Below are 26,896 nucleotides of genomic sequence, written 5' to 3'. Positions count from 1 at the left end.
TCATGTCTATATTACCATATTATAGGCTGATAGAGACCGCGTTACAAGGTGAATTTAGAAATGGCGCTGATCAGATCTTCGCTTGCGCTCTTTAACATATCAGTCGATTGCTTCACTTTTTCAAGCGTAACGAGCTGTTCATCAGTAGAAGCGTTCACTTCTTCCGCCGCTGCCGCAGATTCTTGAGAAATGGCGGAGATGCTTTGAATCGCTTCTTGAATCGCGGCTTGTTCTTCACTCATTTTTTGAATGTCATTGTAAATATGATCTATACCTTGAACGAGAGACTGCATTTCCGTCGTAATCAGATTGAGAACCTCACCCGTTTCATGAATGGCGCTGTTTTGTTCATCATTCATTCTGCTTGCCTCAATCATCGCGTGTGACGCTTCTTTTGTCTCAGATTGAATCAGACGGACCGTCTCACTGATATGGCCGGAAGAAAGAGCTGATTGTTCAGCAAGCTTGCGGACTTCTTCCGCGACGACGGCAAAGCCCCGGCCGCTTTCTCCTGCTCTTGCGGCTTCAATGCTCGCATTCAGCGCCAAGAGGTTCGTCTGGTCTGAAATGGCGGATATTGCCGTCACGACTTCTTCTATGTTTTTCGTTTGTTCTTCCAGGTCATTCAGCATTGCCTCTACTTTTTTCGTTTCTGAATTGGCTTCGTTTGACTTCATCAGCAGCTGCCCAAGCGCGTCCAGTCCTTTGTAGCTGGCATCCTCTGAAGATTTTGAAAGTTGTTTTATGCTGCCTGCGCGATCTGCGATTCCTTTTATTTTGACCGAGAGATTTTCTGATTTTTCGTTGATTGTCTCAACCTCTGACGCTTGCTCTGTCGCTCCGGCGGCGACTTCCTCTATCGCTTTTGCGATTTGTCCGCTCGTTTCATTTGTTTCTTGTGAAATGACGGTTAATTGGTCAGATGTATCGGACACATTTTCCGAAGAGGTCTTGACCTGTTCGACCATCTCTTTCATATTTTCAACCATTTGGTTAAAGTCTTTTGTTAACTCGCCTACTTCATCTTTTGATTTCGTCTGGGCCCGGACGGTTAAATCTCCCGCTGAGACTGAATTTGTTTTGGCGATCAGCTGCTGAATCGGCCCGGTTATCGTTTTTGCGAGGAAATAGCTGAGTCCGATCGTAATCACAAGGGCGATCAGTGACATAAAAATGCTCACCGTGTTCATTTTGTCGGCTACTCCCATCAGCTGATCTTTTTCAAACTGCGTTCCGACTTTCCACCCTGTTTCTTTTACCGTTTGGTAGACGACCATGTTCCCCCGCAGCTCTTTGATACCTTCTTTATCCGTAGTGATGTCTTTTAACGTCTGATCTTCCGAAATATTTTTCCCCTGTTTTTCCGGATGCGCCAGAAGAGAGCCATTTTCATCCGCTAAAAACGCAAATCCTTTATACGGGACCTTTTGCTCGTTGACCATGCTCTGAATGGAGGACAGCTTCAGATCTAAGCTCGCCACTCCGACGACGGTTCCGCTGTTTTGAATGGCTTTTGACGCCGTCACGATCATGTCTCCCGTCACTGCATCTTTATAAGGGTCAGTCCAGACAACCTTATCGGGTTTTTCAGCCGCCATCTTATACCACGTTCTATTTGTCGGATCATAGTCTTTGGCAAAATCGGCCTTTGGATATGTAAACATTTGTTTGTTTGCGGTTCCGACGTACGCAAGCGCGACATATTTGTCATTCTGTCCGATCTGCTTTAACTCATCGTTAAAAAGCCGCGCGGTTTCTTTCTTCCCATCTGATAGAAAAGACCGGGACAATTCACCGTCTGCTAATCTCAATAATACGGTCTCATCATTTTTCAGCTGAAGCTCAATGTTCTGACCGAGTGAATTGGTGACATTCTCTGTCGTACGTTTTGCTTCCTCCGTCATCATCGGCTTTAATGTCAAATATGAAGAAACCGTTAAAAAAACAACCGTTACGATAAGCATTGCCGAGACAAACACAGCAATTTTGATATGCATTTTTTTAAACATAACCATCCCCTCCTGAGAGTTATATCGGTCTTTCGGCCAAGAAAATGAATAAATCTTGAAATAAATATCAAACATTTCCGTCATTTGGCGCAGCAAAAAAAAGAGCCGTCATGCCGACAGCTCCGCCTTACGTAAAATATTCGATTTTCGCTTTCGGAAAATAGGTTTCGATATAAGATTCGAGTGTTTTCCTTAAGTCATGTTCTTCGTCTTTTTGGTATATATACTTGCCGATTCCGTAGCGTCCCCATTTGTATCTGCGCTTCTCTTCATCAAGCTCAAGCTTTGTTTTCGGATAGTTCTTCTCAATCACCCGTTTGGCCGGTTTTGTAAAACGGTGCTGGATCAGTTCAAATGTGATGTCATGCCGAACGTCTTCATCAAGCGCCGTGTCAAGTTTCTCAAACAGTTCCTTATAGCCTTCCTCCCAGCCATCGTGAATATAAATCGGCGCCACGATGAAACCGAGCGGATAGCCCGCTTTAGCGACTTTGACGGCGGCTTCTATCCGTTTGTCGAGCGGAGAAGTTCCCGGTTCAAAGTTTTTAATGACATAGTCCGCATTGATGCTGAATCTGAACCTTGTCTTTCCGTTATGTTTTGCATCAAGCAAATGATCGACGTGGTGAAATTTAGTCACGAATCTGAGCTGTCCCAATTCGCTTTGTCCGAAATGTTCAATGGCTCTTTTTAATGTATGTGTCAGATGATCGATTCCTACGATATCAGACGTACAAGAGGCTTCAAATCTTGTAAATTCCGGCGCCCGTTCTTTCATATACTCATCAGCCTGATCCAGAATCTCTTCCACATTGACATATGTCCGGATGTAAGGCTTTGACCCCATCGTCGTCTGCAGGTAGCAATAGTGGCAATGCCCCATACAGCCCGTCGCAAACGGAATGGCATATTCGGCGGACGGCTTTGAAGAATCGAATTTCAGTGTTTTCCGGACGCCGATTACCAATGTTGATTTCGCGTTCCGGTATTGCTGCAAGTGATTTTTCCCCGGAATATTCCGGACTTGATTATGCGATGTCGTTTCTCTGATCTCAAGCCCCATGTTTTCAAACTTATTCTTCAGCTCTTGTCCTAACGGGTATTCGAGCGCTCTCGGTTCAATATAAACAAGCTGGGGCACAAATGGCTTCAGCATAGACAGACACTCCCTTTACATATTCTCATATTGTTACTTTCCGTTTAAAAGAGAGTGAATATGCGTTGTAAACATTTCCTTTGATCAATGATACCGGTCTTCTTCAAAAAGCTCGCTGTAAAGCGCTTCCGCTTCCTCATATGTCGAAAAGACCGCGTCATCTTCGGCCAGCGGATGATAGGTTTCGTATAAAAACAGAGACAATTCTCCCTCATGATACGGGTGATGGACGATCTCCGCCTCTTTAATATGGGCAACATTGGCGGCATGCGGATTGCGGTAAATCACATAGACCGTATCCCCCGCTGCAAATGATTTTGTCATGATAATCCCTCCTGTTGAAAGTTATTGTTCCCCCCTTTTTTCCGAATATGAAAAAAACCAGACGGCTTACACCGTCTGGCTGTTGTATTACTTATTGAATGTTTCTTTAACGAATGCGACAACCTCTTCTGTCGTGCTCATAGACAAGATTGTTTCTTTGAATGATTCAGCTTCTTTTTTAGAAAGCTTGCTGATCTGCGTTCTTGCCGGAAGGATGGATGTAGCGCTCATCGAGAACTCATCTAAGCCTAAGCCGAGAAGAATCGGAATCGCAATTTCGTCTCCCGCCATTTCTCCGCACATGCCGACCCATTTGCCCTCTTTGTGAGCGGCTTCAATAACAAGGGTGACCAGACGGAGAATCGCCGGATTGTATGGCTGATACAGATAAGCTACGCGCTCGTTCATGCGGTCAGCAGCCATCGTGTATTGGATCAAGTCATTTGTTCCGATACTGAAGAAGTCAACTTCTGCGGCAAACTGATCTGCGATAACGGCTGTAGACGGAATCTCTACCATCATACCGACTTCAATATCGTCAGAAACCGCTACGCCGGCTTCGACGAGTTTTTCTTTTTCTTCGAGAAGAATCGCTTTCGCCTGTTTAAACTCGTTTACTGTCGCAATCATCGGGAACATGATTTTTAAGTTACCGTATGTACTTGCACGAAGCAGCGCACGAAGCTGAGTTCTGAAGATTTCTTGCTCTTCAAGGCAAAGGCGGATGGCTCTGTAGCCTAAGAACGGGTTCATTTCTTTAGGGAGCTGCAGGTAAGGAAGCTCTTTGTCGCCGCCGATATCCAATGTCCGAACGACAACTGATTTTCCTTCCATACGCTCAAGAACCGTTTTATAAGCGTCAAACTGCTCGTCTTCCGTCGGAAGCTGGTCGCGTCCCATGTAAAGGAATTCCGTACGGTAAAGCCCTACAGCTTCTCCTCCGTTTTCAAGAACGCCTTTTACATCGTCAGGTGTGCCGATATTTGCGGCAAGCTCTACATGATGGCCGTCTTTTGAAACAGTCGGTTCATTGACGAGCTTCGCCCACTCAGCTTTTTGCGCCAGGTAAGCACTGTGCTTTTCTTCATATTTCTGTAACGTTTCACTGGAAGGATCGATGATCACATCACCATCGATGCCGTCTACGATTACCGTAACACCGTTTTCAATTGTCCCTGTAGCCGCTTTTGTGCCGACGACAGCCGGAATTTCAAGCGAACGGGCCATGATCGCGGAGTGTGAAGTGCGTCCGCCGATATCAGTTGTAAAACCTTTTACAAACTGGCGGTTTAATTGCGCCGTATCAGACGGTGTCAAATCTTCAGCCACGATAACAACCTCTTCTGAGATCATGCTCGGGTTCGGAATTTCCACGCCCAGCAGGTGCCCCGTCACACGTTTTGTTACGTCACGGATATCCGCCGCACGCTCTTTCATGTATTCGTTATCCATTGATTCAAACATAGTAACGAACATGGAAGCTGTTTCTTTCAAAGCGAATTCAGCATTGACTGAATCTGTGCTGATTTTCTCCTTTACCGGGTTCAACAGCTCAGGATCACTCAGAACTAAAAGGTGCGCGGAGAAAATGTCAGCTTTGTCTTGTCCCAGTTCTTTTAAAGCATGCTCTTTAATTTTTTCAAGCTCTTCTTTAGAACGTACAATCGCTTCATCAAAACGGCTTACTTCAGCCGCAGCATCAGCAATGTTTTTCTTTTCAACCGTTAAGTCCGGCTCTTCAAGCCGGTATGCTTTCGCAATCGCAATTCCGGCTGAAGCGCCTATTCCTTTTAATTCTTGCATTACTCGCCGAGTCCTTCGCTTTTCATTGTTTCTTCTAAAGCGTTAAGAGCATCGTTTTCGTCAGCGCCTGAAGCGGAAATTGTGATTTCAGCGCCTTTAGCGATACCTAGAGACATAACGCCCATGATTGACTTAAGGTTTACTGTTTTGCCGTTATATTCTAAGTTTACGTCAGCATCGTATTTGCTTGCAGTCTGTACAAGAACTGTCGCAGGACGAGCGTGGATTCCGGAATCTGCTGTTACTTTAAATGTTTTTTGTGCCATGATTATCATTCTCCTTTAAATTAAAGCTATTTTACTACACAATATTATATCATACAGCCGTACTTGTCATCTGACAAGCACGGCGTATTTATATGCTTATTTTCCGATTTTCACAATATCTTTTTGTTCCCGTTTTACGGTACCTTCGGCCGAAAGGGAAATCGCTTCACCCTCGGAAAGATTTGTAAAGACAATCGGTGTCATTAATGAAGGAACATGAGGTTTAACCGCTTCAAGATCAACTTCAAGCAGCTTTTGCCCCGGTTCAACCCGGTCACCCTCAGAAACAAAAGAAGTGAATCCTTCGCCTTTCAGACTGACTGTGTCGATTCCGAAATGAATCAGGATCTCTCTTCCGCCGTCAGACTGAAGGCCGATCGCATGTTTTGTCGGGAAAACATTCAGCACTTTTCCGCGGACAGGCGATACGACGATTCCTTCTTCAGGAAGAATCGCAAAACCGTCACCCATCATTTTTCCTGAGAACACCTGGTCAGGCACATCGGTAATCGGATGGATTTCGCCGGTGATCGGAGAAGCGAACACTTCTTCACCCTGCTCGTTTCGGAGCGGATCTGCGATAACCTCTTCAACCTGCTGGCTGACTTCTTCTTGCGCGGATACTTTCGGTTCAGGGCGCGGCGTGCGTCCGGCGATAATATCCTGCATCTGTGTTTTTAAACCGTCAGAACGCGGGCCGAAAATGGCCTGAATGTTGTTTCCGACTTCAAGAACGCCTGAGGCGCCAAGCTGTTTCAGACGGGCCTTATCCACTTTCTTCTGGTCGTTGACCGTAACGCGAAGTCTCGTGATACAAGCGTCAAGGTGCTTAATGTTTTCCTGATCACCCATTGCCTGCAGGATTTCATAAGGAAGGTCGCCGGCTTCGCCTGAGGCGCCCGCACCTTCATCCGCAGCCTCTTCTTCACGGCCCGGCGTTTTCAGATTGAACTTTCTGATCGCAAACCGGAAACCGAAGTAGTAAATGACGGCTAATCCTAAGCCGACCGGAATGACAAGCCACCAAGCCGTCCGGTTAGGCAGAATTCCGAACAGGAAGTAGTCAATCAGACCGCCTGAGAAGGTCATACCGATTTTTACATGCAGCAGCTGCATAACCATAAAGGAAAGCCCCGCGAATACGCAGTGAATCGCAAACAGGATAGGAGCCACAAACAAGAATGAGAATTCAAGCGGCTCGGTAATTCCCGTTAAGAAACTTGTCAGAGCGGCAGAACCCATGATTCCGGCTACAAGTTTTTTCTTTTCAGGTTTCGCTTCATGATAGATTGCAAGCGCTGCCGCCGGAAGACCGAACATCATAAACGGATATTTCCCCGTCATAAATGTTCCCGCCGTCAGCTGTACGCCGTCTTTGATCTGAGCCATGAAAATCCGCTGATCTCCGCGGATGATGTCTCCGGCCGCATCTTTATAACTGAAAAATTCATACCAGAACGGCGAGTAGAAAATGTGATGAAGACCGAACGGAATCAATGACCGCTCAATCATCCCGAAAATAAAGGCCGCCAAGGTTGGATTCGCTTCCACAAGACCCGTGGAGAAGGAATTCAGACCGTGCTGGATCGGAGGCCAGATCACTAACATAATAAGACCGAGAATTAATGCGGAAATTGATGTGATAATCGGGACGAACCGCTTACCCGCAAAGAATCCGAGGTACTGCGGAAGTTCAATTTTATAAAACTTGTTGAACAATAACGCGGCCAGAACCCCGACGATAATACCGCCGAACACGCCCGTCGCCAAAGTGGGTATCCCCAGCATGTTAATATAGGCCGGATGGTTTTCCGCAAAAAACTTTGCCCGTTCAATTTTGTCAGACGGAATACTGCCGTTTGCCATAAGCACGGCGCTCATGGATACGTTCATGACCAAGTATCCGATAATAGCCGCGATTCCGGCAACACCGTCTCCGTTGGCAAGACCGATCGCAACCCCTACTGCAAAAAGAAGCGGCAGGTTGTCAAATACGATTTGGCCGGCGCTTTCCATGACATTCGCCACAAGCTGAACGTTATCATTGCTTAAGAAGTGCATGACTTGAATCATATCTTTGTTCTGCATGGCATTCCCTAACGCAAGCAAGATCCCCGCAGCCGGTAAAATCGCAACCGGAAGCATAAGAGCACGGCCGATTTTCTGGAGAACGCCGAATAATGCTTTAAACATAAAAGATGTACCTCCTCTGTTAGCTAGTGTGACCTTACAGCGAAAATTCATGACAACGAATTCACTGGCGCAAGTCTTCAGTTTAACCGTTTACATTTGCCCTTTTACACAACAAAAAAGGCATGAGTAAAAAGGGTGTGCAAAATAACGGGACCGTTCTTCCCGTTTTTTACCCTCAATCACTCATGCCTGATCGAATCAGTGACACGTTTTTAAGGTTTCAACTGAAATTATGAAATTTTATTGGTTAATCGGTACAAATGAAGCGTGAGATAAACCGCTTCCGCCTCATGAACTGGTTTTTTCAGTATTTGCTGCAAGATTTTTATCAGTTTCCAAGCAGTATTGTAGCATAGCGGGTATTCATTTTTCAATAATAACATTAACTTTTCTGGTTCTTTTGTCTGCTCTTCCCGATTAATCCTGTCTATGGTAAATCTGATATGCCGGATCAGCCGCAAATAGTGGACGCTTTCTTTATTCACTTTCATCTGGAAAGATTCCTCAATCACCTGAACGAGCCGGGACATCAGCTGTGAATGCTGATTGACCTCTGAAAGGGGCCGATTCGTCAGGGCGGAGTGGATATGCAGAGCGATAAAGCCGATCTCTCCTTCCGGAAGACAGATTCCCGTCTTTTCATTAATCATGCCGACGACTTCACGGGCAATTTGGAATTCTTCCGGATAAAGCGTTTCGGTTTCCATTAGAAACGGGTTTTTAATGTCAAAACCCTGCTGCAGCCGCTTTACCGCAAAGGCGATATGGTCAGTCAGCGCAATATGGATATGCTCATTTAACGGTTGGCTTGTCCGCTTCTTGATATGATAAATGACGTCATTGGAGATGTCGACAAGTGTCTCGTCCACATAACCGAGGAGCTTTTTAAATTGTTTTTGTTCTTTTTCATCCTTTAAGATGAACATCTTGTCATACCCTTTATCTTCAATGACATCCGCTTGTTTTTTTCCAAAGCCGATCCCTTTTCCGATTAAGACGACCTCACTGTATCTATCATGTGTTGCGATGAGCACATTGTTATTTAATACCTTTTCAACTGTAAAGGACCCCTTCATGATCCTCAGCTCCTTTGTCATTCAATACCTCATATCGTACAAAACGAACGGAAAGCGCGTCAATTCTTTTTTTAGACGGTTGATCGTTCAATAAGGCGGTAATCAAGAACTTTCCTTGCCGGAGGCCCGCCGCTGATCCTGTTCTCAAGCATGTGAAAAGCCTGCTTTCCCATTTCTTTTGTTTGTATATCTATTGTGGAAATACCTAACATCTTGCTGATATCATGATTGTCGATGCTCAAAATCGCAAGCTCTTCCGGGATGCGCGTCCCATTTGCCTTGGCTTCAAGGTAAAGACCTGCGGATACTTGATCATTCGCCGCAAACAGCGCAGTCGGTTTGTCATCCCAGCTCTTCCATCTATGAAAAAGGGCTTTCCCGTCAAGCAGCGTCAGCGCCTTTTCCACAACCAGCTCTTCCCTGTAAGGCTGCCCGATCTTCTTGAGCGCCTCTTTGTATGCGGCAATGCGTACTTGACTGTTTTTTCCCTTTTTTCTGGCCAGACTGATCGCTATTTTCCGGTGTCCCTTTTCTATCAGATAATCCAGACCGTGCCGAAATGCTTCCCGATGCGGATTACTGATGGAGGAAAGCCCTGCCGCATCAGTGTACTGGCAGAGGATGAGCGGTTCTTTCACGGTAAGCAGATGTTCATCAGGAATTGCTTTGGAGCAGATAATCAGGCCGTCCACTTGGCGCTCCTGTAATTGTGATAAGGCAAAACGTTCTTTTTGCTGCTGATAATCTGTCTGGTATAAAGAAAGATGCACGCCTGACGCTTCGGCAGCCTCGGCAATACCTGCAACAAGGTCTGCAAAATACGGCAGATTCACCGACGGAAGCACAACGCCGATCATATCGGAAAAACCTTTGGATAAATGTACAGCATGAATGTTGCGCGAATATCCGAGCGATTGCATCGCTTTTTTCACTCTTTCTCTTTTGTCCTTACTTACATAAGGATGATCGTTTAATACTCTTGATACCGTTGTAACGGAAACCCCGGCAGCGCCGGCAATGTCTCTGATCGTAGCCATGGCGTCCCCCTTTCTTTTTTCCCTTGATCTGGAATGCGTTTCATACAGTAAGCTAGAAACAGAAACAGCCTATTCGTTTGAAAGGAGAAGAACAGCGATGGGGATTCTTTGCTTAATCGGTTTGTGTCTGGCCATAGTCGGCGGCAGTTACCTTGCCATGCGGCCCCTGAATGAAAAGCATGACATCAAACCATTTCAGCATTTTGATGATTTTTTCATTTAAATGGTGATAAAAAAGGACGCTGCGTTCCAGAACCGTCCTTTTTTATCACAAAGCTTTCTATTTCAGAATCGTTAATTCTTTCGGATACTGCGTTAATGCTTCGGCGCCGTCTTTTGTGACGAACACATCGTCTTCAATGCGCACGCCGCCGACATCCGGCACGTAAATCCCCGGTTCTATCGTGTACACCATGCCTTCTTTGAGGAGTGTGTCGTTCGCGCTGCTCATTGATGGATATTCGTGAACCGAAATCCCGAGTCCGTGGCCGAGGCGGTGCGGGAAATAGTCTCCGTATCCGGCTTTTTCAATAATGCCGCGGGCTTTTAAATCGAGATCGCCAATTCTGACACCTGGTTTGCTTAATTGAAGCGCCGCCTGTTCAGCTTTAAGCACCGTTTCGTAAATCTCTTCCTGTTTCGGGCTGATTGATTGGTATGCGAATGTTCTCGTAATGTCTGAACAGTAGCCGTCAAGAATAACGCCCAGATCAAACAGAACGAAATCGCCTTTTTTCAACCGGTCTGCACCCGGATTTCCATGGGGCTGTCCTGATTTTTCCCCGAACAGCACCATCGTTGAAAATGACATGCCCTGCACGCCTTTTTTCTTCAGCTCAAACTCAATCTGCGCGAGTACTTCGGTTTCACTCACACCCTCTTTGAGCGCCGCGACACCGACTTCAACTCCGTAATCCGCAAGTTTTGCCGCTTCCCTGAGAATGCTGATTTCCTTCTCATCTTTCACGAGACGGAATTGGTTGAGCGTTTCTTCTGCCGAAACAAATGCCGCGCCCCCTGAAGCTTGTTTGAGCTGTTCTGAGCGGGAAAGAGAGATCGAATCCTTTTCAACCGCGATGGAATCAAGCCGCACATTTCGTTTTGTGAGCTCGGCTTTGATCAGCTCCCACGGATCTTCGTGATCGCCGTAGCCGATAATATCATGCTCCCACCCGGCGCTGCGGGCTTGTCCGGCTTCCATTCCCGGACAAACGAAAAACGGCTCCTGTTCCTGAAACAGGAACAACCCCATTAACCGCTCATGCGGATCCGTGTAAAAATCAGTTAAATAAAATACGTTTTCCTTTGTATGTATAAACGCCGCATCATGTCCTTCTTTTTTCAGCCAAGATGAAACACGTTCTAATCTGTTCATTTTTTGCTTTTCCTCCTTACCAAAGTGACTCTTTATTCATTCTATCAGTTTTCCGGCGTTTATGCTGTGAACGAACATTTAAAAAACAGCCGCCCGATGTGCGGCTGTCATGTTTATTTTAATAATCTCAGTCCGTTCAGAATGACCAGAATCGTGCTCCCCTCATGCCCGATCACGCCAAACGGCAGTTCCATCACCTGCAGAAAGTTAGCGCAGATCAAAAGGCAGATGACCGAGAGCGAGAAAACAATATTCTGCTTAATAATCCGGTTCATTTTCCTTGAGAGTCTGCACATTTTCACAAGCTTGTGAAGATCATTTTTCATAAGGACTAAGTCAGCCGTTTCAAGGGCCACGTCCGTTCCCCCGCCCATCGCAATACCGACGTCAGCGGTTTTCAGAGCGGGCGCGTCATTAATGCCGTCCCCCACCATGGCGATTGTGCCGTACGTTTCTTTCAGCTTCTTCACTTCTTTTGCCTTTTGGTCCGGCAGACAATCGGCAACAACCGTCGTCATGCCCGCCTCTTTGGCAATGGCAGCCGCAGTTTCAGACTGATCGCCGGTGAGCATGGCTGTTTTAATGCCCAGTGATCCAAGCTCAGCCAACACGGCTTTGGCTTCAGGTCGGATTTGATCCTTTAAGGCAAAGCAGCCCGCAATCCGGTCATCTTTTTTAACAAAGACCAGTGTAAAACCTTTATCCTTTAATTCTTTTCCCGATGTTTGCAAAAAAGCATCTGCCGCATCTTCACCTGCAAACCCCGCTTTTCCGACCATCCATTTGACGCCTTCTATTTCAGCCTGAACACCGAATCCGGACGTCTCGTCAATCGATAGATGTCCTGCGGGCGCGGCGCCCCGGCTTTCGGCAAATTCAGCTATCGCTTTTGCAAGCGGGTGGCTTGATTGCTTTTCCATCGCATACACCGCCTGCATGATCTCATCTTCACTCACATGTTCCGCAGCTTGAAATGCCGCGACTGCCGGCTGTCCCTTTGTGACCGTGCCGGTTTTGTCAAATGCGATCATCCGTACGCTTCCCAGCTGCTCTAAAAACACACTTCCTTTAACCAATAATCCGTTGCGGGCACCATTTGAGATAAGGGAAAGCGCAGCGGGCATAATAGAAGCGACAAGCGCGCACGGGGAGGCGACCACCATAAACACCATCGCCCTGTAAAAGGTTTCACTCCAGCTCCAGCCTAAAGCGAAATGAGGAATGAATAAAAGCAAAGCCACGGCTAACAGCACGCCTTTGACATAGACACTTTCGAACCGCTCAATAAATGCCTGAGCCGGTGACACGCTGTTTTGGGCTGATTCCACCAGCCGGATGATTTTTCTGAATAAAGACTGTTCATTTGTTTTCGTCACACGAACCGTTAAGGAGCCGTTTCCATTTACCGTTCCTGTAAACACAGAATCTCCAGCTGTTTTTTCCGCCGGCATCGCTTCACCCGTAAGCGCCGATTCATCGAGGCTCGTCACGCCAGACTCAATGATCCCGTCTGCTGCTACGCGTTCGCCCGGCTTAATGACGATCATGTCACCGATCTTAAGTTCAGCAGCCGGCACCCGCTTTTCCCGTCCGTCCGCAAGCAGGGTCGCTTCCTCCGGTTCCAGTTTCATTAAAGATGTTAAATCACGGCTGCTTTTATTCATCGTATATGTTTCGAGCGCGCCGCTTAACGAAAAAATAAAGATAAGAACAGCGCCTTCAGCCCAATAACCGATCAGGGCGGAGCCGACAGCCGCAAAAATCATCAGCAGTTCCACATTTAACGCCTTCGTCTCAATGGTATCCTCAATTCCCTCTTTCGCTTTTGCAAATCCCCCGATCAGGAAGGCAAGGATATACAAAGTGACGGACAGGCCTTTTGTTTCGGTAAAAAACCAGGCCGCAAGAATAAGGACGCCGGATACGAGCGCCGCAATGAGTTCTGCATGCTGGAGCCACTTTTTTCCGGCCCGCTCTTCTTGTATGTGCTGTTGTGAATGGGTTTGTGTCATCACTTGTTCATTCATTATGAATTCTCCTCTCTAATTGAGAACGCAAATCATCTTCAATTCCCCGATAAAAGCAAAACAGCCGCCTGACAGGCAGCATTTTCACAGTGTTATCGCAGTGTTTTCTTTATTATAGCATGCCGGCGGAAGATTTCAATTATAATTGTTTTAATTTCTTTTTGATAATAATTATCATTAGTGTTTCTTCAGCTGTTCATTATATGCAAAAAAGGTGCGGGAGGAATTCCTCCCGCACCTTTTTATTTCTCTGACCATTCTTTTAATTGTGAGGCGGTCATCGGACCGACGATCTTTTTTTCGATTTCTCCTTTTTCATTCAGCAGAAATGACGTGGGAATCGTCATGACATCGTATTCCTTCATAAGCTCGCCTTTCGTGTCAAGAACAATCGGGAAAGTGAGATGGTGCTGACTGACAAAGTTTTGAACGGTATTTTTGTTTCGCTCGGCATTCATCAAATTTACCGTTACAAGGCTTACATCATCGGACTGATGCTGTTCATAATACGTTTGGAACTGAGGCAGTTCTTTTTTGCACGGCGGACACCACGATGTCCAAAAATGCAAAATCGTTTTCTGCCCTTTATTCGGAATCGATATCTCGTCTCCTTCAATCGTCTTCATCAGAAACACGGCTGGAACTGCCTGTTTTTCTGATGAGGCTTTTGCTTCAGGCATCCAGACGGCGGCAGCTATCAAAAGGACTGCACATACAATTAGGCGGTTTTTATGCATATGATCTTCCTTTCACGCGTTTCGGATAGCTTGCCCTTCCTTATTGAAATGTATCAGCCTTTTCAGCTTTCGATCCGGGGCGCTGTTCTTCCGCCGCCCGTCAAAAACACGGAGACACCGAGGTCTTTGCAGATCGTCGCGTAATGTAAACTTGTCAGAAGAATCATGCCGGTATTCATGCCGAGTATAATGCCAAGCATTTGCAATTCCGGCATAGAACCGAGCACATACATCATCGAAAGCCCTACAATGCTGCTCCATACGTTATGATAAAACGCCGTTTTCACGTGGCCGATACCGATCAGACAGGCCTGAAGCGGCATCACAAACAGATGAAAAAGAAAAAACGGCCACAAAAGCTGCAAATAATACTGCGCTTCCGGAGACTGAAAAAACAAATGGGTCAGCGGGCCCGCGAACTGAAACATGACCCAGACTGCCGGAATGCCGTAGCCGAATGTAATAAAAATCGCTTGTCTCAGCCGTTTCAGCACAATATCATATTGGGACAGCGCATACGCTTCTGAAATGCTGGGAATCATGACGACCATCAGCGAATGGGCGATAAATGCGGGAAACGAACCGATTGTCATCGCAACACCGGCAAGCATGCCGTATTGATCAATCGCGGCTGTCCCGGCTGCCCCGGACGCCAGCAGCGCTCCTTTCACTAAAAAGGGTTCAATGGCGTTCGTCACCGCATGAAATATACGAAGTCCCGTTGTCGGGATGGATACGGCCAGGAGGCGTTTCCGCACGTCCTTGCCGCGCAGATGAATGTGCTGATGGCCGGAAAGCGCCCTCCGCGCCAAAATAAACTGCGTATACAAGTAAACGAACACCACGACATCGCTTGCGACCAGCACAAATAATGAAATGAGCACGGCCATATCAATTTCAAAAGAGTACCATTGAAAAAAGATAAACAGACAAAGCACTTGAATGATTTTTTTCATGACATTCGCAACCGCGATTTTTCCCATTTGCTGCACACCCATAAAATAACCTCTGGCGATGGATGTAAAAGCGACGACTGGAATCAGCCCGATGACAATCCCTTTAATAAACGGGTGATACGTATCGAATACAGGAATGAACGGCAGCGCGATGCTTGCGGCCGCGGTTGAAAACGCGGTAAAAACGGCGGTCATTCTGAAGGCATGCCGGAGCATGCTTTCATGCAGCTTCTGATTGGATTCCGCGATGAATTTTGAAATGGAGATCGGAAGCTCCAGACTGGCGATGACGATAATTAAAAAAATGGTGGGCAGAATGCTCATGTAAAGTCCCATCCCATGCTCGCCAAGCTCCCGCGCCAGTATCATATTCACGACAAATTCCAGACATTCCGCGAAAAAGGCGGCGATGGATAAAAGAATGATCCCTTTCACAAATCGATTCATGGTGTCTCTCCTTGTCTCTCGTTCTTCCATCATCATATGAGACAAGTTCTGAAAATATTTTCGATTTCTCAAAATTGAAAAAAGCATAGCCGGGATATTTTTGATCCCGCTATGCTTACATCGCAAATACGTGTCTGCCGATCCGTTCGATAATTTTTCGGGAACGGATCCAGTGGTCAGATGCCGTTTTCGGATTGTAGAAAAACAACGCGTTCGTTTCTCTGCCCGGATGGTCAAGCGCCTCATTTGCGGCGGCGATGGAATCCTTATCCGGCTTTTGATTAATGCTTCCGTTTGCTACCGGTTCAAATGCATTCCTTTGATAGATCACACCCCGAATGGTATCCGGGAAGCCGTTTTTTTCAGTGCGGTTCAGCACTACGCTGGCTACGGCAACCTTCCCTTTATAAGACTCACCCTTCGCTTCTGCGTGAACGAGCCGTGACAGAAGTTGTCTGTCAGCGCGGGAATACGTTTTTTTCGGCGGCTGATAAGCCGTCTCTTCCGGTTCTGCTTTCTTCTCTTGGTGAGATGACAGCTTTATCGGTTGGATAGAATGCTTATGATCCGTTTTTGAAAGCTTCGGAACCGAGCTTTTTTTATTTAAATCAGCAACCAGTGTGCTGGGTTCTTGCTTTGGCTTCTTCGCAAAAGTAAACAGAGCTTCTGTATGTTCAATTTTTGATGCAGGCATAAAACATAGAAAAAAGACAGCCAAGGCAGCAAATTTTGTCGTCATACGATTTCCTCCTTAAATACTTCACTACCTTAACAAGAGCTGTGCGCAAATTCACGGTTAAAGATTTTCCAGTGCTCCCAATCAGCTTTTATGATGGAAGAAGTTCGTTAACAGCCTTGTTATTGGCAGGAAAACAGCCGTCATTTTCACAACATTAACCAAATAGCAGTAAAAGTATCCATCGGAGGGATTTTACATTTTGTTTACATCTGTTACAGCCAGATGAAATGAGAAACTGAAACCAAAAAAAAGACTCCTCAAGTGCGAGGAGCCGTCAGCTTCTTGGCTGTTCTAAATACTGGAAAACAACATCTCCGCCCTGCTGTGCAATACCGCGGAAATGCTTAAAATCTTCCTGCTTCGATAAAACTGCTCGAAATGCAAGAAAATGTTCTTTCTGCACCCTGAATTCTTTGATTTCACCGGTGCGCATTTGGTTGATACATTCTGAAATTTCCTCAGGCAGCAACGAACACAGCCTCCTTTTCTCGGCTTTTTCCCGAAAATCAATATACCATCTTTCCCCCGCCGGGACAATGATTGAGCGGGCTGATACCCATATCGCTTTACTTCTTAAAGAAAATACTGCAAAATATTTTCAAACAGGATTTATGATAAAGGAGAGGAAGCTCGTGAAAATTGCTAAGGTTGGAAACGTCATTGAATTTAAAAACGGATTAACCGGTATTGTTGAAAAAGTAAATGAAAACTCCGTCATCGTTGATGTAACCATCATGGATAATTATCGTGACCTTGAATTAGATTCCCTCACTGTCGTCAATCATAAGAATTATAAAATCATCAGAGACTCCTATTAAACCCCCCGAACAATCCGAACCATTTACATATCCCGCACAAAAGCTGCCGCCCGGCAGCTTTTTCAAATGAATTCAGATCTCGGTCATTTCTACAAAAAAATCACCTGTCTCATCTTTATTGTAAAGATTAGTGACGGATGTATAGTAGTTGGTTATTTTACCGCGGAATTCAAGCCCACGCTCGGGCGCCTTGATATCAAATGTTTTTTCATACAAAAGAACGGCAATATCATGATACGTTTCAGAGGTCACCTTCAATATAAATGAAATCATGCGGCCGTTTTCACCCGCACTTTCTTTACAATCATACATTTTCAGTCTTACACCGTTTAACTCTAACGGCTCCATAACGAACACTCCTTCTTTTTACAGGACATGCTATCATGCTGACCATTCCTTTACAATTGATCCGCTCCGAATGAGAAAAAACAGCGCAGGCCTTTACAAACATACGTTCCCTATTTTATAATGAAACAGACGAGCTGCCATCCAGCACCCGTCACGTATTGAAGCGGCGAGTACACTCCCCCCGGGTTTACTCGTCTTTTTCTTTTCTCCAAATGATCTCTCTTTTCCTTATAGAAGTTCTGTGCAAATATCATGCACCTTTTTGGCTGCGCGGCACAGACGAAAAATACCCCCGCCTAAAAGGCGGGGGTATTTAGGTTATATTCCGAGACCGTACTCCGTCTGAAAATTAACGGCTGTCAATCGTCTCCGGGTACATATCATAATTCATCATCCGATGTTCGGACATTTTTTCATATTTTGTTCCCGGTCTGCCGCAGTTTGTATTATACCTGTGCTAGCCCGCCATCTACGAACAATTCAACACCCGTCAAGTAACTGCTTTCGTCTGAAGCAAGGAAAGATACAGCGTTTGCTACTTCTTCAGGTGTCCCAACTTTTCCAGCTGGAACAGTATTTCTGGTATTTTCCATTGCTCCTTCAAGTGCATCACCAAAAAGCTCATCGTATGCAGGTGTAAGAATAGCTCCTGGACTCACCACATTTACACGGATTTCAGTACCTTTTAGGTCAAGAATCCAGTTGCGAACCAGTGCTCTTAATGCTGCTTTAGATGCTCCATATACACTAAACGCTGGGTTGCCAATTGATCCAGCAGTAGAGCCCGTTACAATAATAGAACCTACTTTGTCCGGGAATAGTGATAACGCTTTTTGAACAGTAAAGATGGTTCCTTTAACGTTAATGTCGAACGTTCTATCAACCTGCTCTTCAGTAATTTCACCTAATGGAAGGAAGTTGCCGGTGCCTGCATTAGCAAAAAGAATGTCCAACTTACCTTTTTCCTGCTTTATCATGTCATATAGTTTGTCTAAGTCTTCTAGCTTAGAAATATCACCTTGAACACCGGTTACGTTCTTGCCAATTTGGTTAACAGCTTTATCAAGTTCGTTTTGTCTACGTCCCGTGATATAAACATATGCACCTTCGTTTACAAATTTTTGTGCTGTAGCAAGACCAATCCCACTTGTTCCACCCGTTACAAGCGCTATTTTACCTTCAAATTTACCCATACTTAACACTCCTTTAGAATTGATTTTATTTTATGTCTAGTACCTTTAAGTACTTGAAGAACAACTTACAAGATATAGTATCCTTCAGTAAGCACATTATCGGAAGTACCCACTTTTTTGTGATATAGTAACTAAAAAGTAATAAATGTGGAATGGAGAGCTTTAGACATGAAAAAATTTAGCTGTGGGTTTGAAGTGACAAAGGAAGTTATTGGCGGAAAATGGAAAGGCCTTGTATTATACTTTTTAATGAATGGACCAAAGAGAACGAGTGAATTAAAGCGCATGATCCCAAATATAACTCAGAAAATGCTGATTCAAACACTTAGAGAGCTTGAAGCCAGTGGACTTGTGAGCAGAAAGATGTATAATCAAGTACCGCCGAAGGTTGAATATTCATCCACTGAACTTGGAGAATCTCTTAAACCTATCTTGCAGGAGCTCTGTCAATGGGGAGGCCATTATGCGGAGCAAAAGTATGCAGAAGGTGAATATGAAATTGTACAACCAGAACAACTAAAGTTAGGATTGATGTAGCTGCTGAAGTAAATGCTAAACAACTTCAATACCATCACCTAACAGATGAAGAACAGTCAGAAATAAATGAGATATTCAATTTTGAAAGTGAAGTTCTAATAAGAAGTGTCATGGACTATATTCAGGAAAACTTTGATGAAATTCAAAAAAGAGCTGTTTCAAATGTTAAAGAGAAGGTTCAGAAACTTAGCCAAAAAATAAATGAAGATATTGATAATAATATTTAATGCCTATGATCTCTAGATAGGCATTTTTTCTTTCGGATAAAAAAGAAAAGACGTACAAATTGTACGCCTTAATCTGCTTCTGTACTATCAATTTTTCACTGCATAAAAGTCACAGTTCAGGTTGCACCTCAGGTCACACTTTTATTGAGCTTAGTGCTGGTCACACTTCGCTGTGACTCGGTCACAATTCCGCTGAAAATCAGCACTGAATGTTCGGATTTTACTGTGACTCCACTTCGTTTCACACTCCGTATCACACAACGGAATAATTACCGATTATCAATCGTCTCCGGGTACATATCATGATTCATCATCCGATGTTCGGCCATTTTTTCATATTTTGTTCCCGGTCTGCCGTAGTTTGTATACGGGTCAATCGAGATTCCGCCTCTAGGCGTGAATTTGCCCCATACTTCAATGTAGCGGGGGTCCATTAATTCGATCAAATCATTCATGATGATGTTCATGCAGTCCTCGTGGAAATCTCCGTGGTTGCGGAAGCTGAAAAGATACAGCTTCAGCGATTTGCTTTCCACCATTTTTTCGTCCGGAATATAGCTGATGTAGATGGTTGCAAAATCCGGCTGTCCCGTTTTGGGGCAAAGCGACGTAAATTCCGGGCAGTTGAATTTAACGAAATAATCACGGTTCACGTGTTTATTCGGAAATGATTCCAAAACCTCCGGCGCATATTCAAATAAATAGTTTGTCCCTTGATTCCCCAGGAGCGTAACTCCTTCTAATTCTGATTCTTTTCTTGTCATATAAATCTCCCTTTCTATTAAACTCCCCGTTTATTGCCCCAAAGCAATGTATGCAGCTGAGGCAGGACTCTGACGAGATTCAGATCCGAATCGGCTGAAACCTTATCAACGAGTGTTTCGTATTTTCCGAGCAGATGTGCGATCAATGCCCGGTCGTCCGTCGTATGGACGTTATCGTTTCCGACCTGAAGATAAAACGGGATATTCGGATACCGCTTGTGCACGGTTTTCGCGAATTGCAGATCTTCATCATTAAAAATGACGACCTTTAAGCTGACCGCGTTAAGCCTTTCTGCCGCATCAAGCGAAGACACAATGTGATCGAGCTTTGCAAAATCGGTTGTCATCCCCGAACTTGGCGGCTTCGGTGAAATCGTCAGGTCGTTAATCATTGTGAACCAATCCTGATAGACCGTTCCCTGCGTTTCTAAAGCGGCGCGCACCCCGTGCTCTTTCAGCAGCAGAATCAGCGCGTCAAGCTGCTTTAACAGCGCCGGGTTTCCTCCTGAGATGGTGACATGGGAAAAGGCGTCTCCGCCGATTTCTCTCAGCTCGCGGTAAATGTCTTCCGCCGTCATCCAGCGGATATCTTTTTTGGCTGAGCCGTCCCATGTAAAAGCGGAGTCGCACCAGCTGCAAGAGTAGTCGCAGCCCGCCGTGCGGACGAACATGGTTTTCTGGCCGATAACCATGCCCTCCCCTTGTATCGTCGGTCCGAAAATTTCTAATACCGGAATTCCTTTAGCCATTCCTATCACCTTTTTTCGGGCGGTATACGCAATAGCTTGTCGGGGTTTCCCTGACAAAAATCTGCACGCAGACCGGCTGATTCTCCAGTGTTTCGAGGTAGGACTGCACCTTATCGTAAATCGTTTTGGCCACGACCTCGGTCGTCGGCAGTGAATATTTGTCATCATCAGCAGAAAACTCGTCATGGTCATTCAGCAATGTATGGTCATAAGCGCCGTGCACCAATTTCTTCAGCACGCTGAAATTCACGAGAAAGCCTGAATCGTCCAGTTCATCCCCCGCAACTGTAATATTTACTGTATACGTGTGCCCGTGGACTCTGCTGCACGCTCCGGCGCTTTCGCGGGGAATAAAGTGCGCGGCTGAGATGTGCATGTCCTTATTCAACTCAAACGAATAAGGATGCTGAACCTGCGGGTAAATTTGAGAAAGCAATTAGTTTCGCTCTCCTTTCATTTTCATATATTCATCATATCCTTTATTGCGGAGCAGGCATGCCGGGCATTCGCCGCATCCGTCCGCAATGATGCCGTTATAGCAAGTCAGTGTGTTATTCTTTACAAAATCAAGCGCGCCGAGCTCATCCGCAAGTTTCCACGTTTCCGCTTTGTTCAGCCACATAAGCGGCGTATGAATGACGAACGGCTTTTCCATCGCCAGGTTGACGGTGACATTGCAGGATTTGACGAACTCGTCACGGCAGTCCGGGTAGCCGCTGAAATCAGTCTCGCAAACACCGGTGATAATGTGGCGCGCGCCGATTTGATATGCAAGAATCGATGCAAAGGATAAAAATACAAGGTTGCGTCCCGGCACAAAGGTTGTCGGCAGTTCCCCGTCCTTCGCTTCAATTTCGATATCATCTCTTGTCAGCGCATTCGGCGCGAGCTGATTTAAAAGAGACATATCAAGCAAGTGATTTTTGACACCGAGCTTTTCGGCAATCGATTTTGCCACATCGATTTCTTCTTGGTGACGCTGATTATAATGGAATGTAACGGTTTCCACTTCTTCAAAGTTTTGCATAGCCCATAATAAACAAGTCGTGCTGTCTTGGCCTCCGCTGAACACCACAACTGCTTTTTCTTTTTTCATGTCTTTCTCTCCCTTATCTATCATTCCATAAAAAAAGCGCCTTTTTCGGAGAAGGCGCCCTAAAAAACATAAAAAAAACCGTATCCAAGGATACAGCTCGTCCTTAGTTTTTTATAGAGGGTGTAGCTAGAACCTCTCCCGCATCAATACGGATTTTCTTCTTTTTTCACTTTTGCTATCATACCATAATGTTGTTTCCCGTGACAATAAAAAAACAGCCTGAACCCTGTATCAGGCTGCAAAAGCGGGTTTAAGCCCCGCGTTTTTTCCCCGGAAATACCATCAGCGCAATCCCGATCAGAACAAATAAAGCAGGCCAGAAAACAGAAACCGGAATGATCGGCTGATTCGTCATCATAAAAGAAAGTGCTGTCAAGGTCAGCACCGCAACCGGGATGAGCAGCGCCTTCTGTTTCCCGCCGAACAGCCATAGCTCAAATAAACCGAATGCCGTTGCAAGCAGGTAAACAGGCCATGTCACACCGGAGTAGGACCAATTGGTTGCCGTTTCAAAGACAAACAAGATCCCCGTAATCAATAAGATGCCGCCCGGTACAAGAAGTCCTGCGTTTTTGACAGGTTTCGGGCCGAAAATCGGAATGTGAAAAGCGGCGCCCAGCAAAAGAATGAGAGCGGGCCAGCCGCGTTCGCTGATGGCTTCATTTGCATTGGTGAATATGCCGAAAATGCCCGCGGCGCACAGAACCGCCGCAGCAGTCAAAAGCCCTCTTTGCCTTCTGCCGAACAGCCAGGCTTCAAACAGGCCGAACGCAACGGCAAAGAGGTAGACAGGCGATGTCACATTTGCGTATGTCCAATCCGTCAGCGTTTCAAACCATAACAACCCGCCCGTCACAAGCAAAATGCCGCCCGGAATAAGAAGGCCCGATCTTTTTTTCGGCTGCATAAAGGCAGCGGCGTGAAACAAAAGCGCGGCTGCGATGATCAAAAGCGGCCACAGCCCCGTCATCAGCATACCGGCAAAGCATAGTGCTCCCACGGCTGTCAGGATGAAAGCAGGAATCAATACACCTAACTTCCTCCCGCCGAAATACCACAGCTCAAACAGACCGAGAGCAGGCGCCCATATATAAACAGGCCACGTCACGCCTGAATACGTCCATCCCGTTGCCGTTTCAAAACAAAACAGGCAGCCCAGCACAAGAAACATACCGCCCGGAACGAGCAATTCCGCCTGTTCAGGCGTTTTTTTCGCAAAAATAAATCCGGCGTGGAACCCTGCGGACATTATAATGAAAAGAAACGGCCACGCCGAACCTGCGGATATATGAATAACTCCCGCCCTCTGTAAAAAAAACGCAATGCCGATACAAATAAAAATAAATCCCAATAATACACGTCGAGCTTTCATCTCTTACTCCTCCCCATCATTTCCCAATTCATTATACAGAAATGTCAGGAAAAAAGAAGGGGAATTCCCAAAAAATACAGACATTTTCCTTATATCCTTATTTTTCTTTCGGGATTTTTTTGCAAATCAATGCGCCGATGAAAGCGAGGCTCACATACCCAAACACCGGATAAACGGTGGAAATCAGCTGTCCGTAGCCGATTTGGCTGATAATGAAAGCAAACGCCAAAATGCCGCCGTAAATATATGTACTTTTTATATGAAGAAAACTGTTTAATTGTTTTTCCAATCCGTATAAATTACCGATGACCGACGTAAACACTTCCCCGAAAATAATAAACAAATAAATGATATGAAGTGAACGCGAATACGAATAGACGACTTGAGCCATCGGAATGTCAAACTCCAGCACATCCGGCAGCACCGATAATGATAAAAAGCTCGCGGCAAGCACCAGTGTCAACAGAACGCCGCCAAAATAAGCCCCCCTTCTGATCACCTTCTCTGAAGACATTTCATTCGCAAGCGGCACAAGCACGGCTTGGGCGAGCGATAAATTTAACGAGCCGTAAGAGACGGCGGACAAAAGCCAATTCCACTTGTCAGGCCATACCCATTCGTCCGCGTTTCTCGTGCTTGTAAATACAAATGAATCTGCTGTCACGATAAAAGAGAAAGAAATTAAAAGCGGCACAACCAATATATTGACGCCGAACACACCTTTAACGCCGCTTGTCATGACGGCAAAGCTCAGTACGATCGTCAGAAGGATCCCCGCTTGTGCGGACCAGCCAAGCTGTTCATGAAACAGCGCTCCCGCTCCGGACAGCATGACAGAGGTCACTCCCAGCAATATAAACATCATAAACATGTTCACGGCGCGGCCGATGGACTGGCCGAATAAATATGTGTTCAATTCCTGATAAGATGCTGCATGAATCCGTTTGGAAATGATCATGATTTTGGCGCCTAAATATGTAAACATCAGACCGCTTACCACGATACCGAACAGACCGATCCAGCCAAACTTCAGAAAAAACTCAACGATTTCCCGTCCCGTGGCAAAACCGGCTCCTACAACCGTGCCTACGTATACAAATGCAAGCTGACTTGCAGAACCTTTTGTTTGTCCCATTTCACCCTCCGGCTAAGCGCAGATTTGTCCAGGCCTTTATATATGCTTATGAGACAAGTCGCCCGAAAAGACGAACAAATCGTCCTTCCCCGGAGAATACAGATTCAGCTCTCTCCTCTAAGCAAAAATATTGAAAGAAAAAAAGGGCCGGCGTATACTCTTCATCAAGAAAGGTCAAAGCATTTCATTTCCTTTCTGACTATATTGGTCAAAAATAATCAAACCTCACAAATATCACTTATCATGCTGTAAACATTTATTTTTCAGGGTTTGAAACAAAACACTTGAAAGTCAAAGAAGGTCAGAGTATACTATTAATCAAAGAAGGTCAAAGTTAAGACCTTATTTTCTAATCCATTTGGTCAAAGATGATCAAACATTTTTCGAGGAGGTTTTGGCAAATGCGTTGTCAACATTGTCAGAAAAACGAGGCGACGATTCGCCTGAACATGCAAGTCAATTCCATTCAAAAACAATTCGTTTTATGTGAAACATGTTATACAGAATTAACCCGAAAACCGTCTATGAGCATGGGGCCGCAATCATTCGGATTCCCGTTTGAGCAAGGTTTCGCTCCCAATCAAAATAAACAGCAGGCCGGCCCTGAAAAAGGCCTGCTCGACGAGCTCGCTCAAAACGTCACTAACGGCGCAAAAGCAGGTCTGATTGACCATGTGATCGGCCGCGATCATGAAGTGGCGCGCGTAATTGAAATTTTGAACCGCCGGAATAAAAACAATCCGGTGCTGATCGGTGAGCCGGGCGTCGGTAAAACGGCTATTGCAGAAGGCCTCGCGCTTAAAATCGCTGAAGGCGATGTGCCGAACAAATTGAAAAACAAAGAGCTTTACCTGCTTGACGTCGCTTCTCTAGTCGCCAATACAGGGATCAGAGGCCAGTTTGAAGAAAGAATGAAACAATTAATGAACGAATTAAAAGAACGGAAAAACGTCATCTTGTTCATTGACGAGATTCACCTTCTTGTAGGCGCCGGCTCTGCCGAGGGATCAATGGATGCCGGGAACATCCTGAAACCGGCGCTTGCCAGAGGCGAGCTGCAGGTCATCGGGGCGACAACGCTGAAAGAGTACCGCCAGATTGAAAAAGATGCGGCGCTTGAAAGACGCTTCCAGCCTGTCATGGTTCACGAGCCTACAATAGAACAAGCCATCAGCATTCTGGAAGGCATTAAAGATAAATACGAGAAATACCACGGCGTCACATTCAGCAATGAAGCGATAAACGCCTGTGTTACGCTTTCATCCCGTTACATTCAGGACCGCCACCTGCCGGATAAAGCGATCGACTTATTAGATGAAGCCGGCTCTAAGGCGAACCTGGAGCTTGATACCGTAAATGAAGAAGATGCGGCTGAGAGACTCAAAGCAATTGACGCGGAGAAAACAAAAGCGCTTCATGAAGAAAATTATGAGCTTGCCGCGAAACTGCGTGATGAAGAAGCGGCGTTGGAAAAGCAGCTGGCGCATGAAACACCGGCCTCTTCACCTGAAATCGGGGCGGAGCATATTCAAGCCATCATTGAACAGAAAACAGGCATTCCGGTCGGAAAACTCCAGGCTGATGAACAAGTCAAAATGAAGGAACTTGAAGAGCATCTTCATCAGCGCGTCATCGGTCAGGAAAAAGCCGTGAAAAAAGTGGCGAAAGCGGTCAGACGAAGCCGCGCCGGCTTAAAATCCAAAAACAGACCTGTCGGCTCCTTCCTCTTTGTCGGACCGACCGGAGTCGGAAAAACCGAGTTATCAAAGACACTCGCAGATGAACTGTTCGGTACAAAAGATTCCATTATCCGTCTCGATATGAGTGAATACATGGAAAAACACGCCGTATCAAAAATTATCGGTTCACCGCCGGGATATGTCGGACACGATGAAGCCGGTCAATTAACGGAAAAAGTGCGCCGCAATCCGTACAGCATCGTGCTGCTCGATGAGATTGAAAAAGCCCACCCTGATGTCCAGCATATGTTTCTGCAGATTATGGAGGACGGCCGTCTGACAGACAGCCAGGGCAGAACGGTCAGCTTCAAAGATACCGTTTTGATTATGACAAGCAACGCTGGAACCGGCGAAAAACAGGTGAAAGTCGGATTCCAATCTGAAGAGAGCGTCCTGGAAGAACAAACGCTGATTGATTCACTGAGCGCGTTCTTCAAACCGGAGTTTTTAAACCGGTTTGACAGCATCATTGAATTCCAATCCCTGAAAAAAGAACATCTCGTGAAAATCGTCAGCCTGCTTCTCACAGAGCTTGAAGACACATTAAAAGAGCGCGGCATCAGCCTGAGCGTAACGGACGAAGCGAAAGAAAAAATCGCTGAAATCGGCTACCACCCAGCTTTCGGAGCACGCCCGCTCAGAAGAACCATCCAAGAATTGATCGAGGACGAAATGACAGATCTCTTATTGGATAACAACGAAATAAAAGCCTTCCATGTCGTAATGGAAGAGGACGGCATCAAAGTCCGGGCACAATAAGAAAAAAGCGGTTC

Annotated in this window: 26 protein-coding genes, 1 pseudogene and 1 riboswitch; of the genes and pseudogenes, 4 read left to right on the top strand and 23 right to left on the bottom strand. The window is 45.7% G+C overall.

Annotation, left to right across the window (positions count from 1 at the left end; genetic code table 11):
• Nucleotides 1–41: 41 nt before the first annotated feature.
• The 8 genes from BXO87_RS03300 to BXO87_RS03265 form a co-directional block, all read right to left on the bottom strand.
• Nucleotides 42–2,009, bottom strand: coding sequence for a methyl-accepting chemotaxis protein (locus tag BXO87_RS03300; protein WP_038457841.1), 1,968 nt, complete (start codon nt 2,007–2,009; stop codon nt 42–44).
• A gap of 127 nt (nt 2,010–2,136) precedes the next feature.
• Nucleotides 2,137–3,165 (bottom strand): spore photoproduct lyase, encoded by a 1,029-nt coding sequence (splB, locus tag BXO87_RS03295; RefSeq protein WP_038457838.1) that lies wholly within the window; start codon nt 3,163–3,165, stop codon nt 2,137–2,139.
• 84 nt (nt 3,166–3,249) lie between these two features.
• Nucleotides 3,250–3,489 (bottom strand): splAB operon transcriptional regulator SplA, encoded by a 240-nt coding sequence (gene splA, locus BXO87_RS03290; RefSeq protein ID WP_003154646.1) that lies wholly within the window; start codon nt 3,487–3,489, stop codon nt 3,250–3,252.
• Nucleotides 3,490–3,576: 87 nt separating this feature from the next.
• Nucleotides 3,577–5,292: a phosphoenolpyruvate--protein phosphotransferase gene (gene ptsP, locus BXO87_RS03285; RefSeq protein WP_076851222.1), complete on the bottom strand. Its 1,716-nt coding sequence runs from the start codon at nt 5,290–5,292 to the stop codon at nt 3,577–3,579.
• The gene (locus BXO87_RS03280) at nt 5,292–5,558 is read right to left on the bottom strand and encodes a phosphocarrier protein HPr (protein WP_003154654.1); all 267 of its coding nucleotides are present in this window, start codon (nt 5,556–5,558) and stop codon (nt 5,292–5,294) included. Before BXO87_RS03280 ends, ptsP begins: the two co-directional genes overlap by 1 nt.
• 96 nt (nt 5,559–5,654) lie before the next feature.
• Nucleotides 5,655–7,751, bottom strand: coding sequence for a glucose-specific PTS transporter subunit IIBC (ptsG, locus tag BXO87_RS03275; protein ID WP_032871339.1), 2,097 nt, complete (start codon nt 7,749–7,751; stop codon nt 5,655–5,657).
• A 230-nt stretch (nt 7,752–7,981) separates the two neighbouring features.
• Nucleotides 7,982–8,848, bottom strand: coding sequence for a glucose PTS transporter transcription antiterminator GlcT (gene glcT, locus BXO87_RS03270; protein ID WP_012117426.1), 867 nt, complete (start codon nt 8,846–8,848; stop codon nt 7,982–7,984).
• Between the two features lie 50 nt (nt 8,849–8,898).
• Nucleotides 8,899–9,864, bottom strand: a complete 966-nt coding sequence (locus tag BXO87_RS03265; RefSeq protein ID WP_076851221.1) for a LacI family DNA-binding transcriptional regulator — start codon at nt 9,862–9,864, stop codon at nt 8,899–8,901.
• Between the two features lie 97 nt (nt 9,865–9,961).
• Between BXO87_RS03265 and BXO87_RS21125 the strand changes: the two genes are divergently transcribed.
• Nucleotides 9,962–10,087, top strand: a complete 126-nt coding sequence (locus BXO87_RS21125) for a hypothetical protein (protein WP_014721086.1) — start codon at nt 9,962–9,964, stop codon at nt 10,085–10,087.
• 57 nt (nt 10,088–10,144) lie between these two features.
• Here BXO87_RS21125 and BXO87_RS03260 read toward each other — a convergent pair whose 3' ends face one another.
• The 6 genes from BXO87_RS03260 to BXO87_RS03235 form a co-directional block, all read right to left on the bottom strand.
• The gene (locus BXO87_RS03260) at nt 10,145–11,239 is read right to left on the bottom strand and encodes a M24 family metallopeptidase (RefSeq protein ID WP_007409596.1); all 1,095 of its coding nucleotides are present in this window, start codon (nt 11,237–11,239) and stop codon (nt 10,145–10,147) included.
• Between the two features lie 113 nt (nt 11,240–11,352).
• Entirely contained in the window at nt 11,353–13,266 is a 1,914-nt protein-coding gene (locus tag BXO87_RS03255; RefSeq protein ID WP_076851220.1) for a heavy metal translocating P-type ATPase, read from the bottom strand.
• Nucleotides 13,267–13,508: 242 nt separating this feature from the next.
• The gene (stoA, locus tag BXO87_RS03250; RefSeq protein WP_007409594.1) at nt 13,509–14,003 is read right to left on the bottom strand and encodes an endospore biogenesis thiol-disulfide oxidoreductase StoA; all 495 of its coding nucleotides are present in this window, start codon (nt 14,001–14,003) and stop codon (nt 13,509–13,511) included.
• Between the two features lie 62 nt (nt 14,004–14,065).
• Entirely contained in the window at nt 14,066–15,406 is a 1,341-nt protein-coding gene (locus BXO87_RS03245; protein ID WP_007409593.1) for a polysaccharide biosynthesis protein, read from the bottom strand.
• Nucleotides 15,407–15,521: 115 nt separating this feature from the next.
• A complete protein-coding gene (locus BXO87_RS03240; protein WP_076851219.1) occupies nt 15,522–16,145 on the bottom strand; it encodes a cell wall hydrolase in 624 nt (207 codons plus the stop codon).
• Nucleotides 16,146–16,419: 274 nt separating this feature from the next.
• Nucleotides 16,420–16,614, bottom strand: coding sequence for a hypothetical protein (locus tag BXO87_RS03235; RefSeq protein WP_007409591.1), 195 nt, complete (start codon nt 16,612–16,614; stop codon nt 16,420–16,422).
• A gap of 163 nt (nt 16,615–16,777) precedes the next feature.
• On the opposite strand from BXO87_RS03235, the gene BXO87_RS03230 reads away from it, so the two are divergent.
• Nucleotides 16,778–16,963: a YkvS family protein gene (locus tag BXO87_RS03230; protein ID WP_003154669.1), complete on the top strand. Its 186-nt coding sequence runs from the start codon at nt 16,778–16,780 to the stop codon at nt 16,961–16,963.
• 72 nt (nt 16,964–17,035) lie between these two features.
• Here BXO87_RS03230 and BXO87_RS03225 read toward each other — a convergent pair whose 3' ends face one another.
• The 3 genes and pseudogenes from BXO87_RS03225 to BXO87_RS03215 all read right to left on the bottom strand — a co-directional run bounded on the left by BXO87_RS03225 (nt 17,036) and on the right by BXO87_RS03215 (nt 18,504).
• The gene (locus BXO87_RS03225) at nt 17,036–17,311 is read right to left on the bottom strand and encodes a DUF3219 family protein (protein WP_007409590.1); all 276 of its coding nucleotides are present in this window, start codon (nt 17,309–17,311) and stop codon (nt 17,036–17,038) included.
• Between the two features lie 349 nt (nt 17,312–17,660).
• Nucleotides 17,661–17,756: pseudogene (locus tag BXO87_RS03220) on the bottom strand (preQ(1) synthase); the annotation flags it as partial.
• Nucleotide 17,757: 1 nt separating this feature from the next.
• The gene (locus tag BXO87_RS03215) at nt 17,758–18,504 is read right to left on the bottom strand and encodes an SDR family NAD(P)-dependent oxidoreductase (protein ID WP_020955730.1); all 747 of its coding nucleotides are present in this window, start codon (nt 18,502–18,504) and stop codon (nt 17,758–17,760) included.
• 168 nt (nt 18,505–18,672) lie between these two features.
• Here BXO87_RS03215 and BXO87_RS03210 point away from each other — a divergent pair, with 168 nt between their 5' ends.
• Nucleotides 18,673–19,041: a winged helix-turn-helix transcriptional regulator gene (locus BXO87_RS03210; protein ID WP_032871326.1), complete on the top strand. Its 369-nt coding sequence runs from the start codon at nt 18,673–18,675 to the stop codon at nt 19,039–19,041.
• Nucleotides 19,042–19,537: 496 nt separating this feature from the next.
• Here BXO87_RS03210 and queF read toward each other — a convergent pair whose 3' ends face one another.
• From queF to BXO87_RS03180, 6 genes are all read right to left on the bottom strand, one after another.
• Nucleotides 19,538–20,032, bottom strand: a complete 495-nt coding sequence (gene queF / locus BXO87_RS03205) for a preQ(1) synthase (protein ID WP_003154673.1) — start codon at nt 20,030–20,032, stop codon at nt 19,538–19,540.
• 17 nt (nt 20,033–20,049) lie between these two features.
• On the bottom strand, nt 20,050–20,781 hold the full coding sequence (gene queE / locus BXO87_RS03200; protein WP_003154676.1) for a 7-carboxy-7-deazaguanine synthase QueE: 732 nt from the start codon (nt 20,779–20,781) through the stop codon (nt 20,050–20,052).
• Nucleotides 20,774–21,217, bottom strand: a complete 444-nt coding sequence (gene queD, locus BXO87_RS03195) for a 6-carboxytetrahydropterin synthase QueD (protein ID WP_047935660.1) — start codon at nt 21,215–21,217, stop codon at nt 20,774–20,776. Before queD ends, queE begins: the two co-directional genes overlap by 8 nt.
• Nucleotides 21,218–21,877, bottom strand: a complete 660-nt coding sequence (gene queC / locus BXO87_RS03190; protein WP_047935659.1) for a 7-cyano-7-deazaguanine synthase QueC — start codon at nt 21,875–21,877, stop codon at nt 21,218–21,220. It abuts the gene before it with no gap.
• 97 nt (nt 21,878–21,974) lie between these two features.
• Nucleotides 21,975–22,019, bottom strand: a riboswitch (PreQ1 riboswitch).
• A gap of 108 nt (nt 22,020–22,127) precedes the next feature.
• Entirely contained in the window at nt 22,128–23,249 is a 1,122-nt protein-coding gene (locus BXO87_RS03185) for a hypothetical protein (RefSeq protein WP_076851218.1), read from the bottom strand.
• A 97-nt stretch (nt 23,250–23,346) separates the two neighbouring features.
• Nucleotides 23,347–24,384, bottom strand: a complete 1,038-nt coding sequence (locus BXO87_RS03180) for a YkvI family membrane protein (RefSeq protein WP_047935656.1) — start codon at nt 24,382–24,384, stop codon at nt 23,347–23,349.
• A gap of 401 nt (nt 24,385–24,785) precedes the next feature.
• Between BXO87_RS03180 and clpE the strand changes: the two genes are divergently transcribed.
• Nucleotides 24,786–26,882, top strand: a complete 2,097-nt coding sequence (gene clpE / locus BXO87_RS03170; RefSeq protein WP_076851217.1) for an ATP-dependent protease ATP-binding subunit ClpE — start codon at nt 24,786–24,788, stop codon at nt 26,880–26,882.
• Nucleotides 26,883–26,896: the final 14 nt, after the last annotated feature.

Origin of the sequence: Bacillus sp. GZB, assembly GCF_001975995.1 — a bacterium.
Taxonomy (GTDB): Bacteria; Bacillota; Bacilli; order Bacillales; family Bacillaceae; genus Bacillus; species Bacillus velezensis.
This window is presented reverse-complemented; position numbering and strand designations above follow the sequence as displayed.

Coding starts and splice junctions, on each gene's coding strand:
- BXO87_RS03300 (WP_038457841.1), bottom strand. CDS start 2,009: ATGTTTAAAAAAATGCATATCAAAATTGCTGTGTTTGTCTCGGCAATG.
- splB (WP_038457838.1), bottom strand. CDS start 3,165: ATGCTGAAGCCATTTGTGCCCCAGCTTGTTTATATTGAACCGAGAGCG.
- splA (WP_003154646.1), bottom strand. CDS start 3,489: ATGACAAAATCATTTGCAGCGGGGGATACGGTCTATGTGATTTACCGC.
- ptsP (WP_076851222.1), bottom strand. CDS start 5,292: ATGCAAGAATTAAAAGGAATAGGCGCTTCAGCCGGAATTGCGATTGCG.
- BXO87_RS03280 (WP_003154654.1), bottom strand. CDS start 5,558: ATGGCACAAAAAACATTTAAAGTAACAGCAGATTCCGGAATCCACGCT.
- ptsG (WP_032871339.1), bottom strand. CDS start 7,751: ATGTTTAAAGCATTATTCGGCGTTCTCCAGAAAATCGGCCGTGCTCTT.
- glcT (WP_012117426.1), bottom strand. CDS start 8,848: ATGACAAAGGAGCTGAGGATCATGAAGGGGTCCTTTACAGTTGAAAAG.
- BXO87_RS03265 (WP_076851221.1), bottom strand. CDS start 9,864: ATGGCTACGATCAGAGACATTGCCGGCGCTGCCGGGGTTTCCGTTACA.
- BXO87_RS21125 (WP_014721086.1), top strand. CDS start 9,962: ATGGGGATTCTTTGCTTAATCGGTTTGTGTCTGGCCATAGTCGGCGGC.
- BXO87_RS03260 (WP_007409596.1), bottom strand. CDS start 11,239: ATGAACAGATTAGAACGTGTTTCATCTTGGCTGAAAAAAGAAGGACAT.
- BXO87_RS03255 (WP_076851220.1), bottom strand. CDS start 13,266: ATGAATGAACAAGTGATGACACAAACCCATTCACAACAGCACATACAA.
- stoA (WP_007409594.1), bottom strand. CDS start 14,003: ATGCATAAAAACCGCCTAATTGTATGTGCAGTCCTTTTGATAGCTGCC.
- BXO87_RS03245 (WP_007409593.1), bottom strand. CDS start 15,406: ATGAATCGATTTGTGAAAGGGATCATTCTTTTATCCATCGCCGCCTTT.
- BXO87_RS03240 (WP_076851219.1), bottom strand. CDS start 16,145: ATGACGACAAAATTTGCTGCCTTGGCTGTCTTTTTTCTATGTTTTATG.
- BXO87_RS03225 (WP_007409590.1), bottom strand. CDS start 17,311: ATGGAGCCGTTAGAGTTAAACGGTGTAAGACTGAAAATGTATGATTGT.
- BXO87_RS03215 (WP_020955730.1), bottom strand. CDS start 18,504: ATGGGTAAATTTGAAGGTAAAATAGCGCTTGTAACGGGTGGAACAAGT.
- BXO87_RS03210 (WP_032871326.1), top strand. CDS start 18,673: ATGAAAAAATTTAGCTGTGGGTTTGAAGTGACAAAGGAAGTTATTGGC.
- queF (WP_003154673.1), bottom strand. CDS start 20,032: ATGACAAGAAAAGAATCAGAATTAGAAGGAGTTACGCTCCTGGGGAAT.
- queE (WP_003154676.1), bottom strand. CDS start 20,781: ATGGCTAAAGGAATTCCGGTATTAGAAATTTTCGGACCGACGATACAA.
- queC (WP_047935659.1), bottom strand. CDS start 21,877: ATGAAAAAAGAAAAAGCAGTTGTGGTGTTCAGCGGAGGCCAAGACAGC.
- BXO87_RS03185 (WP_076851218.1), bottom strand. CDS start 23,249: ATGAAAGCTCGACGTGTATTATTGGGATTTATTTTTATTTGTATCGGC.
- BXO87_RS03180 (WP_047935656.1), bottom strand. CDS start 24,384: ATGGGACAAACAAAAGGTTCTGCAAGTCAGCTTGCATTTGTATACGTA.
- clpE (WP_076851217.1), top strand. CDS start 24,786: ATGCGTTGTCAACATTGTCAGAAAAACGAGGCGACGATTCGCCTGAAC.